Origin of the sequence: Phocaeicola sp. RTP21359st1_B8_RTP21360_211022 (genome assembly GCF_040911965.1) — a bacterium.
GTDB lineage: Bacteria > Bacteroidota > Bacteroidia > Bacteroidales > Bacteroidaceae > Phocaeicola > Phocaeicola vulgatus.
Genome location: NZ_JBDFXP010000065.1, coordinates 1 through 17,802 on the forward strand (window position 1 = coordinate 1; position 17,802 = coordinate 17,802).

General features: G+C 39.8%; 12 protein-coding genes. 7 read left to right on the plus strand and 5 right to left on the minus strand.

Going from position 1 to position 17,802, the window contains the following annotated elements; translation table 11 throughout:
• Nucleotides 1-150: 150 nt before the first annotated feature.
• Nucleotides 151-795 carry a MarC family protein gene (locus AB5062_RS20965; RefSeq protein ID WP_005843570.1) on the plus strand — a complete coding sequence of 215 codons (645 nt, stop codon included), beginning with the start codon at nt 151-153 and terminating at the stop codon, nt 793-795.
• Nucleotides 796-867: 72 nt separating this feature from the next.
• Here AB5062_RS20965 and AB5062_RS20970 read toward each other — a convergent pair whose 3' ends face one another.
• From AB5062_RS20970 to AB5062_RS20990, 5 genes are all read right to left on the minus strand, one after another.
• On the minus strand, nt 868-1,887 hold the full coding sequence (locus tag AB5062_RS20970; RefSeq protein WP_005843572.1) for a zinc-binding alcohol dehydrogenase family protein: 1,020 nt from the start codon (nt 1,885-1,887) through the stop codon (nt 868-870).
• 22 nt (nt 1,888-1,909) lie between these two features.
• Complete coding sequence (fucP, locus tag AB5062_RS20975) at nt 1,910-3,169, minus strand: L-fucose:H+ symporter permease (protein ID WP_005843574.1); 1,260 nt, start codon at nt 3,167-3,169, stop codon at nt 1,910-1,912.
• A gap of 26 nt (nt 3,170-3,195) precedes the next feature.
• On the minus strand, nt 3,196-4,119 hold the full coding sequence (gene lgaB / locus AB5062_RS20980; protein ID WP_087339589.1) for an L-galacto-1,5-lactonase LgaB: 924 nt from the start codon (nt 4,117-4,119) through the stop codon (nt 3,196-3,198).
• Nucleotides 4,120-4,136: 17 nt separating this feature from the next.
• Nucleotides 4,137-5,069 carry an aldo/keto reductase gene (locus AB5062_RS20985; protein WP_005853676.1) on the minus strand — a complete coding sequence of 311 codons (933 nt, stop codon included), beginning with the start codon at nt 5,067-5,069 and terminating at the stop codon, nt 4,137-4,139.
• A gap of 117 nt (nt 5,070-5,186) precedes the next feature.
• Nucleotides 5,187-6,047 (minus strand): AraC family transcriptional regulator, encoded by an 861-nt coding sequence (locus AB5062_RS20990; protein ID WP_005843580.1) that lies wholly within the window; start codon nt 6,045-6,047, stop codon nt 5,187-5,189.
• A 241-nt stretch (nt 6,048-6,288) separates the two neighbouring features.
• Between AB5062_RS20990 and AB5062_RS20995 the strand changes: the two genes are divergently transcribed.
• From AB5062_RS20995 to AB5062_RS21020, 6 genes are all read left to right on the plus strand, one after another.
• Nucleotides 6,289-7,935, plus strand: a complete 1,647-nt coding sequence (locus tag AB5062_RS20995; protein ID WP_005843582.1) for an alpha-L-fucosidase — start codon at nt 6,289-6,291, stop codon at nt 7,933-7,935.
• Nucleotides 7,936-8,025: 90 nt separating this feature from the next.
• Nucleotides 8,026-11,097, plus strand: coding sequence for a TonB-dependent receptor (locus AB5062_RS21000; protein ID WP_110506577.1), 3,072 nt, complete (start codon nt 8,026-8,028; stop codon nt 11,095-11,097).
• A 25-nt stretch (nt 11,098-11,122) separates the two neighbouring features.
• On the plus strand, nt 11,123-12,811 hold the full coding sequence (locus AB5062_RS21005; protein WP_005843588.1) for a RagB/SusD family nutrient uptake outer membrane protein: 1,689 nt from the start codon (nt 11,123-11,125) through the stop codon (nt 12,809-12,811).
• Nucleotides 12,812-12,833: 22 nt separating this feature from the next.
• Complete coding sequence (locus AB5062_RS21010) at nt 12,834-13,217, plus strand: L-rhamnose mutarotase (protein ID WP_005843590.1); 384 nt, start codon at nt 12,834-12,836, stop codon at nt 13,215-13,217.
• 83 nt (nt 13,218-13,300) lie between these two features.
• On the plus strand, nt 13,301-15,172 hold the full coding sequence (locus tag AB5062_RS21015) for a glycoside hydrolase family 97 protein (protein WP_032953120.1): 1,872 nt from the start codon (nt 13,301-13,303) through the stop codon (nt 15,170-15,172).
• Between the two features lie 174 nt (nt 15,173-15,346).
• On the plus strand, nt 15,347-17,776 hold the full coding sequence (locus AB5062_RS21020; RefSeq protein WP_368326971.1) for a TIM-barrel domain-containing protein: 2,430 nt from the start codon (nt 15,347-15,349) through the stop codon (nt 17,774-17,776).
• Nucleotides 17,777-17,802 lie beyond the last annotated feature (26 nt).

The following is a 17,802-nucleotide window of genomic DNA, read 5'->3' on the forward strand; positions in this document are numbered from 1 at the left end:
GTAGGTAGCCGCCGTTTTGATTGAAGCCTCCGGACTTGAAGAAGTTCCGGAGGCTTTTTTTTGTATACGCACGTGTGAAATGTGACCTCTACTATTGCTCATCTCCCAATTATGGATTACTTTTGCCCATAACCTAAAAATAATACGTCAATGGATACATTATTACCATTTGCATTACTATGCTTTACTTCTTTTTTCACATTAACCAACCCGTTGGGAACCATGCCTGTATTTTTGACTATGACTAAAGGAATGGATGATGAAGAACGGCGTCATATTGTGAAACGTGCTACTATCATTTCCTTTATTACACTTCTGGCTTTTACTTTTTCCGGGCAATTTTTATTCAAATTCTTTGGAATATCGACCAATGGCTTTCGTATTGCTGCCGGTTTTATTATTTTGAAGATTGGGTATGATATGTTGCAGGCACGTTTTACTAATACGAAGTTGAAAGATGAAGAAATTAAAACGTATGCCAATGATATTTCAATTACCCCGTTATCTATTCCTATGCTTTGCGGTCCCGGTGCTATAGCTAACGGAATAATGTTAATGGATGATGCAAATACTTGGACCATGAAGGGAATTCTGATCGGAATAATTGGTTTGATTTATTTTATCACCTATCTTATATTGCGGGCTTCTACCCGGTTGGTTTCTATTCTTGGTGAAACTGGAAATAACGTGATGATGCGCTTGATGGGACTTATTCTGATGGTAATAGCAGTAGAGTGTTTCGTTAGCGGGTTCCGTCCGATATTAATTGATATTATCCAATCAAGTAGGATTTAATCAAAAAAGAGAATGTGCTCGAAGTAGAAAACGATCACTTTGAGCACATTTTGGGTAATTGTATAGATGTGGTTAGTCAAATTCGACTAGTATACGGAATACTTTTCCGGGAGCTGCCGCCCATTCTTTCATGGCCTGTATTGCTGCTTCGGGCTTGACTACTTTGCTGATCAATTCATTTTTTGGGCAAGTACCTTGTTCCATGTAGCGGATAACTGCTCTGAAATCTGTGGGCAATGCATTACGTGATCCGCGGATATCAAGTTCTTTTTGGACAAAATATTTAGTTTGAAAAGAAACTTCTGATTTTGCATACCCTATACATACCACTCTCCCGGTAAATCCGACTTCATTGACGGCCATAACATAGGTTGCAGGACTGCCGACAGCTTCAATGACTACATCAGGACCGAGTCCTTCCGTAATCTTTGTCAGGCATTCATGTACATTTTCTGTCATGGAATTGATGGTATGGTGAGCACCTATCCGTTTGGCAAGTTCCAATTTCTCGTCGTCCAGGTCTACAGCGATAACGGTAGCTCCGCGAAGAGCTGAACGTACAATAGCTCCCATACCGATCATTCCGCAACCAATGACCATCACTATATCAATATCTGTAACTTGTGCCCTGGAAACCGCATGAAAGCCTACGCTCATCGGTTCGATCAGTGCACAGTCACGAGGAGGAATTCGATGGGCCGGGATTATTTTACTCCAAGGCAATGCGATATATTCACACATGGCTCCGTTGCGCTGAACCCCTAAAGTTTCATTATGTTCACAGGCATTTACTCTGCCGTTACGACAGGAAGCACATTTACCGCAATTGGTATAGGGATTAACTGTAACGCTCATGCCGGGTTTTAAAGAATCCGGCACATCCTTGCCCACAGCTTCTATGACAGCTCCTACTTCATGTCCAGGAATAACGGGCAACTTTACCATTGGGTTACGGCCTAAGAATGTATTCAAGTCCGAGCCGCAAAAACCGACGTATTTAATTTTCACAAGAACTTCTCCCGGTTCCAAGACCGGTTTCTCGATGTCTACTACCTTCATTTCGGAAGGAGCGGTAATTTGAATTGCTTTCATTTTTTATTTATTTTTAATCAGTTTAATCAATCACTTTGTATCCTTTCCAGCCATAATAGGCGCAAAACAGGAAACAAATCATAGGGATAGTATAGGCTATATGATAGATATGTTCGTTCAGATGCATCATATAAGCTGTGAGTTGGGGTAAGCAAGCATTTCCAACGATGGCCATAACTAGAAATGCCGAGCCACTTTTGGTGTTGTTGCCTAAATCAGTCAAAGCGAGCGAGAACTGAGTGGGATACATGATAGACATGAAAAAAGAGATGCCCAGCATGGCATAAAGACCTGTCCAACCGCCAAAACAAACCACAACAATACATAGCAAGACATTAATCAGCGCATATACCAATAGCATGTCTTGTGGACGGAATTTTACCATGAGTAGTGTGCCTGTCCATCTTCCTGCCAAAAAAGCCAGCATATAAAGACCGAAAAAGGTGGTGGCTGTATTTTCAGGTAGTTCTGCATAGGTACAACAGTAGACTAGAAATAAACTGTTAATGGCTGTCTGACCACCATTGTAGAAGAATTGTGCAATAACTCCCCAACGAAGATGAGAACGTTTTAAGACTCCGAAATCAATTAATTTTTCTCCTTTATATTCTACTCCTTCCATCGTATTTCCTTCTTTGATTTTAGGTAATTTGGAGAAGATAAAGATGATGGCAATAACAATGAGTAGCATAGCTAGCAGCAGATAAGGAAGTTTCATGGCGTCTGTTTCTGTTTGAATGTAACCTTCCCAGCCACCGGGAAAAGAAGTGGGCAGGGTGTCGCGGGTATAGTGGTTGCCACTCAGAATCAGTTTGCTGAGAAACATGGCAGCTATAAAAGCTCCCAGCCCATTGAATGATTGTGCCAGATTCAATCGACGGGGCGCACTTTTCGGATCTCCCAAAGCGGTTACATAAGGATTGGCTGCCGTTTCTAAAAAACACATTCCGGTGGCAATGATAAAGAATATGCATAGATATGCCCAATATTCTTTCAGCATGGCAGCGGGGAAGAACAGTAACCCACCACATGCCGCCAGTAATAACCCGAAAATAATTCCCGATTTGTAGCTGTATTTTTTCATGAACATAGCGATGGGAATGGGACAGATGAAATAGGCAAGCCAGTAGGCTGTTTCTGTGAATGATGCTTCGAAAGCGTTTAACTCACAGGTTTTCATCAGCTGTCTTATCATAGTAGGTAGCAGATTGCTGCTGATAGCCCATAGGAAAAACAGGCAGAATATGAGCATCAATGGTACATAATAGTTCTTATTTTTCATGGTATGGATTTATAAGTGTCAGTTGATTATTCTGACATGTTTTTTATGTAAGGAAGAGATATGATATTTTTGAAACCATAAAATCTTTCGGCGTTTTTACCTAAAAAAAGTGCTTTCTCTTCTTGTGTCATTTCAGTCGTTTTAAGGATGAAATCGTAAGACATCTTGTAAGTAATGGCCGTAATGGTCCGAGGGTAATCCGATCCCCACATCAGTTTGTCCATACCTACCAGATCTGCTGCTTCTTTAATGGCTTTGACCGCTCCGTGAAACGGATAGAATTCACTGTTGAACAACCAGGTGATCCCCCCGGATTCTATCATGACATTTTTATGGCGGGCCAACTTTATTTGTTCTTGCCAATGAGGTGTGGTGACCATACCGAAATGTCCGATAGCGATTCGAAGCTGCGGATATTCCTGAATGATTTCTTTCATTTCCTGTACTTGTGTATCCCCATCGGCTAAATCAATGGAAAGGATAATGTCTTTTTCTTGCATGTAATGGAACATTTCCATCATTTCGTCACTGTTCAGCATGACTCTTCCTTCTTTTAGAAAAAGGCGGTGTGCCGGGATTTTTATTGCTTTGAAACCGGAACTTATTAATTCCTTGGCCTGTTGCAGATAACCGGGTTTACGAAATTCGCACATACCGCATACAAAGAAACGGTCTGGGTATTTATGGGACACTTTTGCGAGGTATTCATTTTGGATGCCATCAATAAATTCCTGAGTGACTACGGCAGCCGATACTTGTGCATAGTCCATGTTCGAGAGAAAAACCTCGGCACTATTCCGCCCGTCAATCATAAAGGGCGGAACCATCTGACGTTCTTCCCCCATAAATAACGAACGTCCGTTGGTTAAAGTACGGATAGGCAATCCGTTGACTTCCGTATCTTGCCGTAGCCAAAGATGGGAGTGTGCATCTATTATGTTAAAATCCATCATTATTTTCCTTTGTATTATGAATTAGCCCAACTGACACGCATTTGTTCTCCGATAATTTCTTGCACTTCCTTTACAAGGTTCCAATCAATGGGTTCTTCGGCATATGTTATATTTTTCAATACATTATCCGGATTGGCCGAACTGAACAAAGTGGTGGCGATACGTGGATTGCTGACAGAATATTGAATAGCCAGTTTCTCTATAGGATAATTTTTGGACAGGCAGTGTTGAACAGCTTTCCGACAGGCTTCTACCAGTGATTGGGGGGCCGGATGCCATGCAGGAACCCCACGTTGGGAGAGTAAGCCCATTGAAAGGGGGGAGGCATTGATAATGCCGATATTCTTTGATTCAAAATAATCCAGATAATCAGTCAGTTTCTCGTCATTCAGACAATAATGGCAGAAGTTAAGTACGCTTTCTACTGTTCCCGGTTCCGAGTGATCAATGATCCATTTTAAGTTTTCTAATTGCAAGTCTGTGATACCTACATGTCCCACAATACCTTTCTTTTTAAGTTCTACCAGTGCAGGTAATGTTTCGTTGACTACCTGATTCATGTCTGAAAACTCTACATCGTGTACATTAATCAGATCGATATATTCAATGTGGAGTCTGTCCAAGCTTTCATACACACTTTCCGTTGCACGTTTTCCGGAATAATCCCATGTGTTGACTCCATCTTTTCCATAGCGTCCCACTTTGGTAGAGAGATAATATTTGTCACGTGGTATTTCTTTCAATGCTTTGCCTAATACGGTTTCGGCCTTGTAGTGCCCGTAGTAGGGAGATACATCAATAAAATTCATTCCATTCTCTACTGCTGTGTAAACAGCTTTGATACCCTCTGCTTCGCGGATATCATGAAAAACTCCTCCTAATGAAGATGCGCCGAAACTAAGATTGGAAACCCGCATACCGGTTTTCCCGATTTCATTGTAATTCATAGCTCTATTTATTTTTAGATTTATTTCCGGCATCAAAAATAGAGGAATAACCTTTAGGTATATGGTGGAAGAGGTTGAAAAAAGTACGTAAACCTTTGCGTAAAAATAATAAGACGGTTACTTTTTATATAGTTCCCTATATTGCTGTGGAGTAACGTCTGTGATTTTTTTGAATAGGCGGTTGAAATAAGAATGGTCTTCATAAGCAAGGAGATAGGCTATGTTTTTTACGGGAATATCCTCTGTAATCAGAATTAATTGGGCTTTCTCTATTTTTTTCTGATTAATATATTGTAGCGGTGTGGTACCGACTTCTTTTTTGAAAAGACGGATAAAATGATCTTTTGAGAGGCATGAGATTGCTGCCAATGAGTCTATATCTACTGTTTTATAGATATTTTTTCGGATGTGGGACAAAACTTTTTGGATACGGTTATCGTTGACTTCCACTTTAGGTTTGGCGTCTTTTAAAAAGCGGGCAATAAGTTGATATACTATACCTCTGGATTCGACTTTGTCACAGAAGGTACGCTGTTTATTTTTAATGATGTTTCTGATTAATGTGGGGTTGTTGTCATAGCTTGTCGGGTCGGATTGAGGAAGCTGCATGGTAGGATTTATTTCACATAACCTTTTAATAAGTGGTAATTCCAGGTTGCCCGCAGGTATTTCTATCGGGAAATTCCAATCTTCCAGAATGCCGGATTCCGATTGATGGTCTTCATATATATGGAGATAATAATGAGTGAAATGAGAATTGCACTGATAACTATGGGTAGTGAATGATGGCACCAGATATAGATGATGTGGTTTTAGTTCCTGCATTCCATCGGGAAATATTATTTGGGCAGTTCCTTCCATTATATAATAGAGTCGGGTAAAAGGGCTGCTTACGTTTTTCCAGTTCCAGTCTGCATTGTGAATGGCTAGTCCTACATTTAATATAAGTAAATGTAATTGGTCGATTGATTGTGTCATATTCCTTAAGGTATTAGAATGAAAGATTCAGTTTTGTACAAAGTAAGCAAAAGTATATATATAATCCAATGGGAAATCGATATTTTCATATCAAATCACCTGTTTTGGTATTTGTTTTTGAATTATTTCAGGTAAAAGTCGATATTATCCTACATAATGGCGCATTTGGATAATATAAATTGGTTTCAACTCTGTATATTTGCACTATTGATAATTGAAAAACATATAAAGCAATTATACTATGAAAGCAAAACATTTTCTTTTGGCTTCGGCTTTGTTGCTTTGGACGGGAGTTTTGGAGGCTCAGACTTACCAGGTACCTGTTTCAGAGAAAAATGAAAAAATGCAGGAGGGAGAGTTCGAACCTACTTGGGAATCATTGCAGAACTATAAAGTTCCTGAATGGTTTAGAAATGCCAAATTTGGTATTTGGGCACATTGGGGACCGCAATGTGTGGAAGGGTCCGGCGACTGGATGGCGCGTTCTCTCTATTTGGAAGGTTCGCGCGAGTATAAGCACCATGTGGAACATTATGGCCATCCCTCTGAAGTGGGCTTCAAGGATATATTGCCTTTGTTTAAAGCCGAGAAATGGGATCCGGACAAATTGGTTTCCTTTTATAAGAAGATTGGTGCCCAGTATTTCTTCGCTTTAGGTAATCACCATGATAATTATGATTTATGGGATAGCCAATATCAGGAATGGAATTCCGTGAATATAGGCCCTAAGAAGGATATATTGGCGGGCTGGGCTGAAGCAGCTAAGAAAAACGGTCTTCCATTTGGTATCAGTTTCCATGCGGACCATGCGTGGAGCTGGTATGAACCGGCTCAACGATACGACCGTCATGGCGAGAAGGCAGGTGTACCCTACGATGGATGTTTGACTAAAGAAGATGGTAAGGGTAAGTGGTGGGAAGGCTACGATCCTCAAAAACTTTATGCACAGAATCACCCGTTAAGCGCTGGAAGTTGGGCTGACGGTATGATTCACCGTCAATGGGCATGGGGAAATGGTGTTTGTATTCCTACTCAAGAATATGTGACAAACTTTTATGATCGTACAGTCGATGCAATAAACCGTTATAATCCCGATTTGATTTATTTTGATGTGACTGGTGTACCGTTTTATCCTATCAGTGATGCGGGTTTGAAGATTGCCGCACATTTTTATAATCACAACATGGTTGTTCGTAAGGGGGATTTCAGTGCTGTTATGTTTGGTAAAATTCTTACCGATGAGCAACGTAAAGCTTTGGTATGGGATGTGGAAAGGGGATCTCCCAATAGTATTTATGAAGAGCCATGGCAGACTTGTTCTTGTTTAGGCGGTTGGCATTATGATACCAGACTGGCGGAGAACGGCTGGTATAAAAGTGCTTCCGATGTAGTGAAACTATTAGTGGATGTGGTCAGTAAGAACGGTAATTTGTTGCTTAGTGTTCCTCTTCGGGCTGACGGAACTTTCGATGAAAAGGAAGAAGCCATTTTAAATGAATTTGGTAACTGGATGAGTATGAATAAAGAGGCTATTTATGATACACGCCCGTGGAAAGTCTTCGGAGAAGGTCCGATAGCCAATGCTGATATCAAGATTAATGCCCAAGGTTTCAATGAAGGTGCTTACACTAAAGCCACTGCATCTGAAATCCGTTTTACTCAAACCAAGAAATATCTCTATGCTACAGTCCTTGCATGGCCGGAAGAAAAGCAAGTTGTCATTCAATCGCTGGCAACGGGAAGTGAGTTGTATCCTGATAAAATTACTAAAATTGAATTGTTAGGTTATGGAAAGGTATCTTTTACTCGTACAGCGCAAGGAGTTGTTATTGATATGCCTGATGTACAGTTGAATAAGATTGCTCCCGTATTTAAGATAAAGAAGTGAATATAGCATAAAGTAGGTTTATTTATCGGCTTTTTTAGGTCGGTAAGCCTTTGTTATGTCTTGAAAATTAACCCAATAATCAATAGAATAATGAAAAACAGATTAGAATGTATGCAGCCAATAAGATTCTTGGTGGTCTTGTTGATGTGTTGCCTGAGCTATACTACTTGGGCACAGACACAGAGTAATGTCAATGGTTTGGTTACTGATTTTTCCGGTGAGCCGTTAATTGGGGTCAGTATCTTGGTTAAAGGTACTTCCAATGGAACTGTTACTGATTTGGATGGCAAATTTTCTCTGTCTGCTGAAATGGGAGACATGCTCCAGATAAGTTATGTAGGTTATATTTCGCAAGAAATAAAGGTTGAAAGTAACAAGTTACTTCGTATTATAATGGAAGAAGATACAAAAAAGTTGGAAGAAGTAGTTGTAGTTGGATATGGAACACAGAAAAAGGTGAATTTAACAGGAGCCGTATCTGCTGTTTCAGCTGAAGACTTGGCTAGTAAGCCTGTTATGAGTACTGCTCAAGCACTGGCAGGTTTGGCTCCAGGTTTAAGTGTATTGCAAACTTCAGGTCGTCCCGGACAAGGAGCAACTGTTAAAATTCGTGGAACTGGTACATTTTCAAAAGCTGGAACAGATCCATTGGTTTTGATTGATGGTTTATCAGGTAACATTGATGATGTAGATCCTAATGATATTCAGAGCATTTCTTTTTTGAAAGATGCAGCTTCTGCTTCTATTTATGGTAATCGTGCTGCTAATGGGGTGATCTTGATTGAAACAAAGAAGGGTGCACAAGGTAAAACGACTATTACATATAGTAATTCTTTTGGTTGGCAACGGCCTACGGAATTGCCTGATTTTTTACCATCATGGGAATATGCGGAATATTATAATATGGCTATGCGGAATATGGGTAAGCAGGAAGCTTATTTACCTGAACAGATTCAAAAGTATAGAGATGGATCTGATCCGGATAATTATCCGAATGTAAATCACTTAAAATGGCTGTTGGAATCTGGTTCTGGTTTTCAACACCAACATAATCTCAGCATACAAGGAGGAAATGCTACGACAAGTTATAATTTATCAGTAGGTTATAGAAATCAGGAAGGTATGACGGCAAAAACGTCTAATGAAAGAATGACTGCACTGTTTACTATGAAAAGTGAAATCGCCAAAGGGCTGATGCTTAATTTGAATATTAATGCTTATAATAATAAATATAATGCTCCTAATGGCGAACCACAAAGTATTGATGGAATGATAGGATATGCTGTTCGTCAGGGACCTATTTATGCCGGGCAAAAGTCGGATGGAAGTTTTGGATATCAGGATAATTATAGTCCGGAAGCGTGGTTGGCGAGTGAATCTTTTGTACAGAATGTGAGTAGAAATATAAGTGCTTCCGGACAATTGACATGGAATACTCCTGTAGACGGACTTTCTTTTATAGGTAAAGCTGGGGTGAATTACTGGACTAAATATGATAAAGCGTACCGGGCTGATACTTATTTTGATGATAGTAAGACAGTGGGGCCCGCTACTTTAAATGTATGGACTGCAAATAATACGTATACTACCTTTGAAGCATTAGCTACTTATGAAAAACAAATTAAAAATCATACCTTTAAGTTATTGGCGGGTACTTCTGTGGAGCAATCTAATAATAAAGGTTTGGAAGGTTATAGAAATACGTTTCCTAATAATTATTTGTATGAATTAGGTTCTGGAGATAAATCAACAGCTACTAATGATAGTTCATTGGAGGAATATGCGTTGCTTTCTTTTTTCGGGCGTATAAATTATGCATGGAAAGATCGTTATTTATTAGAGGCTAATTTGCGCTATGATGGATCGTCACGTTTTGCGGACGGTCATCGTTGGGGACTTTTCCCGTCAGTTTCTGCAGGGTGGAGAATTTCTGAGGAGGATTTTTGGAAGAATGCGGCAGTTTCAGCTGTAGTTGATAATTTGAAATTGCGTGCTTCCTATGGTGTACTTGGTAATCAAAATATAGGTGTTTATCCTTACCAACAGATTTATGAACTTGGACATGATTATCCTTTTGGAAATCCGGCAACTCTTCAGTCTGGGGCTTACATGAAAACCTATAATAATCCGGAAATTACTTGGGAAAAGACGGCTATAACGGATATTGGTTTAGATTTTAGTTTATTGAATGGACGTTTTAGTGGAACATTGGATTATTTTTATAAATATACTTCGGACATTTTAGCACCAGTTGAGGTGTCTAGTATTATGGGACGTGAAGTCGGACAATCTAATGTTGGAGCTGTTTCGAACAAAGGAATTGAAATAAATCTGACTTATAACGGACAAATAGGACGTGATTTCCGGTTTAGTATTTCTCCTAATTTTACATGGGTAAAAAATGCAGTTGAGAAATTGGCGAACGGAGCTACCGAAGAAATTAATAATAACAGAATTGTAGGGCAACCGATAGGTATTATATATGGATATGAAACTGATGGACTGTTTGTAGACCAAGCGGAAATAGATGCGGCTCCTGAGCAATTGGTAAGTAAGTCAGGATTGAAACCTGGTTATGTGAAATACAAAGATATTAGTGGTCCTGACGGGGTTCCCGATGGTAAGGTGGATGCGCAATATGATCGTACCGTATTGGGAAGTACTACCCCGAAGTTTTATTATGGTTTGAATCTTTCCGCTTCTTATAAAGGTTTTGATTTTTCAGCTTTATTACAAGGTTTAGGAGGTCATAAGCGTTTGATAGGATCTTATATGGCTTATGCATTCTACAACGGTGGACAGATACAGAGATGGCAGGCTGAATCTTGTTGGAAGGAAGAAAATCCTGATAAATGGGCTGAATATCCTCGATTGGAAACTTTGAATATGAATGACACTAATCTTCAAACTTCTGATTATTGGGTCCGTAATGCTAGTTTCTTACGAGTCAAGAATATACAAATAGGATATACATTCCCAAAAGCATGGACTAAAAAAATAGGTTTGGAAAATGTGCGTGTTTATGTAAGCGGACAAAATCTGTTCTCTTTCAATAGTTTCTATAAAGGTTGGGATCCTGAAAATGAGATAGGAACAGGGGATTCTCCCTCTTATTATCCGGTCAATAGTATTTATTCATTCGGATTTAATTTCAAGTTCTAAGTAAATCATTCAATCAAGAATCATTATGAAAAATATATATAATACATTAGGAATGACAAAGGCTTGTTTATGTGCTTTGGCTGTATCACTAGTAACAACTGGTTGCTCGGATTTATTAGATAAGGAGCCACCTTCAGCAATTTCTGATGGTAGTTTTTGGACTGGTGAAGGGGATGCCATGTTGGCTTTGACAGGATGTTATCGTTTCCAGACTGGTTGGTCGCATGATGATTTTGCTACGCCACAAGGGTTGCTCTATTTGGATTTTGCAGGTGGAAACGGAACGGAAAAGGAAAATTTTTCTACTTTAATGGCTAGTTCCAATACGGTGGCTACTAACAGTAATTTACGTTGGTATTGGGGAAATGCATATACGCAAATAGCTAAGTACAACACTTTTCTAGAGAATATTACGGACTGTCCGATGGAAGAATCTAAAAAAGAACAGTGGTCTGCCGAAGTGAAGTGTTTACGAGCTTATTTCTTTTTAAATTTGGCATTTTATTATAAGGATGTTCCTATGCCTTTGAAAACTCTGTCGGTGGACGAAGCGAATTCTATCTCTCAAACACCTCAGACTGAAGTCTATTCGCAAGTGGAGAAGGACTTGAAGACTGCTATAGACTTGTTGCCTGTCCAATATTCTTCAGAGGAATATGGCCGGTTTACCAGGGGGGCGGCTAAGGTACTTTTAAGTCGTCTTTATCTGGCACAAGAGAGATGGGGAGATGCTGCTACTATTTTACGTAGTGTGATTGAGTCGGGAATATATGAATTGGATCGTCGTAATGGAGAGGACAGCTATGAGAAACTTTTTCAAATAGGAGGTGAATATAGCCCTGAGATAATATTTTGTATTATGGGGATAAAGGATTTGTATACTAATTCACGTTATCAATATTTATATCCTGAAGCTGCTTATGGAGGGTGGCATCAGTTCTCACCATATAACGAATTGGTGAAAGAATATTTCTGTGCAGACGGCAAGGACATTAAGACTTCTGAGGTTTATGATGAGAATGATCCTTATGTTAATCGGGATTTGCGCTTGTATGCTTCTATTTTTTTACCTCCTTTGGGAAGTTATGAGGGAACTAAGTATAATGATATAATTTATGATTGCTTTAAGGGAGCTAATACTGCAGATAGCTATAATAAATTTGCCTTATTTAATGGATATTGTCCGAAGAAAGGTTGTGATCCGTCTATAACTAATAATTTAGGTTCTACTCCCACTTATACTCCTATAATGCGTTATGCTGAGGTTCTATTAAGCTATCTGGAAGCGGTAAATGAATCGCAGCCGAATGCAGTAGACCAGAATTTATTGGATTTGACTATCAATGATATACGTGATCGTGTGAAATTGGTTGGAATAAAAAAGACAGACGTAGCGACACAGGAACTTGTTCGTGAAGCAGTTCGTAAAGAAAGACGTGTGGAACTGGCATTCGAGGGGCTTCGATATTATGACGTGTTACGTTGGGGCATTGCCGAGAAAGAACTTAATCATACATTTACCGGAGTAAAATTGTCGGATGATCCTCAAGCTCGTAATTATAGAGGGAGTGGGGCTACTGCTTCTCCGGTGGATGAAAATATGTATTATCAATTTGAGAAACGTACATGGGCACCCCATAACCGATATTTTCCTATTCCTCAAAATGATTTGAATGTAAATAAGAATCTGAAACAGAATGAGGGATATAATTAAGCAGGATTAAGTTTAAGATAAGATGAAAGAAAATGGATATGAAATGAAAAGATATGGCTATCCGGTAAAGAGATATTGTCAGACAATGGATTTGAAGGATGATCCGGAGCTGATAGCGAAGTATCGGGAGTGCCACAGTAAGGAGAAGTCGTGGCGGGAGATCAGAGAGGGGATCCGTTCAGTTGGTATTTTAGAAATGGAAATATATATATGCGGTAATCGGTTATTCATGATTGTCGAAACTCCTATTGATTTCGATTGGGAATCTGCTATGGCTAAACTTGCGACTTTACCCCGACAGCAGGAATGGGAAGATTTTGTATCGGTATTCCAACAATGCAGGAAAGGGGAACTTGCTAAAGAAAAATGGAGTATGATGGAACGTATGTTTTATCTATATGAATAATTAAAAAAGAGAGGAAAGAGAGGGTGCTGATAAAGTATTCTCTTTTTCCTTAAAATATAATAGAAGGTACATTGAACAATTTAATGATTATGAAATATTTTACTATCATTGCACTGTTGTGCTTATCCTGCATTTCATGTACGATGCAAAACAATTTATTACAATCTCCTAACGGTAAGATAGCCATTGAATATCATGCTGAAAAAGGTTTTTCTGTTATTTATCATAGTGGGCGGGATAAAGTTAAAATGATGTCATTACCTGAAATAGGTCTAAAAACGTCGGATACGGATGATTGCTTTAAATTGATAAGCTCAACTCCTGTAACTTCTGTAGTTGATGATTATGAAATGCTGACTGGTAAACGCAGGCATTGCCATAATGAGGCTAATGAATGTACTTATCGGTTTGAAAATGTCAAAGGACTTCGGGTAGATCTTATTTTCCGGGTTTATAATGATGGTATAGCTTTCCGTTATCATCTTCCTAAAACCAAAGAAGAGATTGTGGTTCTTGATGAGTACACTGCATTTGCTTTTACTCCAGGTATCAAGCGTTGGACACAAAAATTTACTGTAGGTTATGAGGGCTTTTATTGGCCAAATACGGACGGCGTTGCAGATAATGAGGGACGTGAGTGGAGTTTTCCAACATTGTTCCAACCTTCGGACAGCGCTTTTGTACTATTAACCGAAGCCAACATATTACGTGATAACACAGGAGCTTATCTTACTAATGCAGCTGATTCTTCTATCTATAAGATAAAATTATCGGATGAACGGTTGATATGCCCATCCGGCTGGTATTCACCTTGGCGTGTCGCTATCATAGGAACATTAGCTGATATTGTCGAATCGACTTTGGTAACTGATGTGAGTGAACCATGTAAAATCCAAGATACCCAATGGATAAAACCTGGATTGGTCTCTTGGATATATTGGGCATATAATCATGGTTCTAAGGATTATCAAATAGTGAAGAAATATATTGATTTTGCCGCAGACTTTGATTTGCCCTATATGTTGATTGATTGGGAATGGGATGCAATGGGGAATGGAGGAAATCTGAATGATGCAATGAACTATTGTAAAGAGAAAAATGTAACTCCTTTGATATGGTATAATTCTTCTACTGCATGGTGTGATCCTACTCCGTTATATCGGTTGAATACCCCGGAAGTGCGTGACAAAGAATTTGAATGGCTAAAAGAAATAGGTATTCAGGGAGTTAAGATAGACTTTTTTGGTGGAGATTCTATAGGTACGATGAATTATTATATTGATTTGCTGGAGGATGCAGCCAGGCATAAATTGTTAGTCAATTTTCATGGGGCAGCTATTCCCAGAGGCTGGCAACGGACGTACCCAAACCTGATGAGTGTGGAAGCGGTATATGGGGCCGAATGGTATAATAATAAACCGACATTGACTGATAATGCAGCTTGGCATAATTGTACCTTGCCTTTTACCCGTAATGTGATAGGTCCGATGGACTATACGCCTTGTACATTTACCAATTCACAACATCCACATATCACTACCGATGCGCATGAATTGGCGTTACTTGTTATTTTTGAGTCGGCTCTACAGCATTTGGCAGATCGTCCTGAAGGGTATAGGCGACAACCGGTAGAGGTACAGAACTTTATCAGGTATCTTCCGGTTGCATGGGAGGATACCAGACTGCTGTCCGGTTATCCGGCTGAAAGTGTTGTTATTGCTCGTAAAAGTAAGGATAGTTGGTATATTTCCGGTTTGAATGGTACGGAAAATACAAAATCATTTCGTGTGAATTTGGAGTTTATTAAAGATTCTATTCAGCTTATCCAACTGTTTTCGGATACTACTGATGGGAAACAAATAAAAATTGAAAATTCGGCATTCGATACCAAAGAATTGAATATAGAGTGCCAGCCTCGCGGAGGTTTTGTGGTATGGGTTAAGTTGAGGAAATAGGATAAGGGTAAGTGTTTTTAGCATATAGACAATTGTTTTGATATTGCTATGGAAGTTTTTATTAATGATGATAGATAAGCTTATCCCTTTGAGGAGATAGAATAAAAATAGTTTATGCTGGATTGGTGGAAGGTTAATTAATACTTATTGATAACTAATATAAAGTTAGAGTTTATGAAACGAGAACTTATTTTTACATTCTGTTGTCTGTTGACCACTTTGGTGTGGTCGCAGGAATATCAGCGGACAGAAACAGGCATTAAGGCTTCTATTTTTGGGAAAAAGATAGATGTGGAAGTGCAATGGTTTAATGCTAATAGTCTGCGTGTGTTGAAAATGCCGCATGGGCAATCGGTAGATAAGAAAAGTCTTTCGGTTATTGCAAGACCTGAAAAAACGGCTCTTAAAGTTTCTACGTCGGAAGATGGCAATATTGTAATGAAGAGCCGTTTACTGACGGTGAAACTAGACACAAAAACAGGTGTTCTGATTTATGAAACACGTAATGGGATGCCCCTATTGAAGGAATTGGAGAATGTGAAGGCATTCATACCTGTCAATGACGCAGGGCGGGCTACTTATTCTGTTTACCAAAGTTTTAAAACCGATAAGGATGAAGGGCTTTATGGACTTGGACAACTTCAAAACGGACAGATGATGCAACGTGGAATAGAGAAGTATCTGGTGCAAGGCAATACAGAAGACGTAACTCCTGTTTTTCAGTCGACTAAGGGATATGGTGTATTTTGGGATAATTATGCAGGTACGATGTATGTTGACAATGAAGAGGAAACGTCGTTCCGTTCAGATGTAGGCGATTGTATCGATTATTATTTCATGTATGGCGGTTCGGCTGACGGTGTAATTGCACAGATTCGCTTGCTGACCGGTTCTGTTCCTATGATGCCTTTGTGGAGTTATGGATTTATGCAAAGCAAAGAGCGCTATAAGAGTCAGGATGAAGTGGTAAGTGTTGTGAAGAAATACCGTGAATTGGGCATACCGCTTGACTGTATCATTCAGGATTGGCAATATTGGGGAAGTAACTATTTATGGAATGCAATGGAGTTCCTGAATTACGAGTACCGTGATCCGAAAAGGATGATTGATGAAGTCCACGGCTTGAATGCACACATGATGATTTCCATTTGGTCTTCTTTTGGTCCAAAGACTAAACCTTTCAAGGAACTTGAGAAGGAAGGGTTGCTGATGGATATGGCTACATGGCCCGAATCGGGTGTGGAAGGATGGCCGCCTAACTTTGATTATCCTTCTGGCGTGAAGGTTTATGATCCATATCATCCGAAGGCTCGTGATATTTATTGGAATTACTTGAACAAAGGTATCTTTCAGCTTGGCATGGACGGATGGTGGATGGACTCGACAGAACCTGACCACTTTAACCCCAAAGATTCGGATTTCGACCGACAGACTTATTCCGGTTCCTTCCGTAGCGTACGGAACGCTTTTCCGCTCGTAACAGTAGGCGGAGTGTCTGATCATCAGCGTGCTCTGACTCGCGATAAGCGTGTCATTATCTTGACCCGTTCAGGATTCTTGGGGCAACAACGTTATGGCTCAAATGTATGGACGGGCGATGTAGGATCTTCATGGGATATGTTTCGTAGGCAAATTACTGCCGGGTTGAATTTTTCTCTGACGGGAATGCCGCATTGGAATACTGACCTTGGCGGATTCTTTGCCGGTTCTTATAACAATAGCTTGGGAGGTGGAACGGCTACAAAAAATCCTATGTTCCATGAATTGTATGTGCGTTGGGCGCAATTCGGTGTATTTTGTCCAATGATGCGTAGTCACGGGGCTGATGCACCTCGCGAAATTTTCCTCTATGGTAAAGCTGGTGAGCCAGTGTATGATGCATTGGTTGATGCTATAAAACTCCGTTATTCGTTGATGCCTTATATCTATTCTACATCTTGGGAAGTAAGTCATCGTAATTCCACGTTTATGCGGGCACTATTCATGGATTTTCTCAGTGATCCTAAGACATGGAACATGGGCAGTGAGTATATGTTTGGATCATCCTTTTTGGTGGCACCTGTATTACATGCCCAATACACTCCTGAGCAGGCACAGCAAATCTTGAAAGAGAATGAAGGGTGGGGCTGCAAAGCGCAGGAGTCTGATATCCCTCTATTGTCTGTCGATTTTACTCAATCTAAAGAAATGGAACTATATTTGCCTGCCGGTAGCCAATGGTATGATTTTTGGACGAACGAAGTGGTAGAAGGTGGGCAGAAGCTGAAGGTGACGACTGTGTTCAATCGTATTCCGCTTTATGTACGTGCTGGAAGCATCGTGCCGTTAGGTCCCGATGTGCAATACGTGACCGAGAAGAAATGGGACAATCTCAAGGTTTGTGTTTATCCTGGTGCCGATGGTAATTTTGTGCTTTATGAGGATGAAGGCAATAACTATAATTACGAAAACGGTGCTTATACTGAAATTCCGATGACTTGGAATGATGCCAAGCGGACATTGACTATTGATGCACGCCGTGGCTGCTATGAAGGGATGCTGGATGAGCGGAAATTTAGGGTCAGCGGATTTTCCGGGTTGGTAAGCTTTCTTTTAAGCGTATAGCCTAGCCAGTCTGAACATGAAGAATT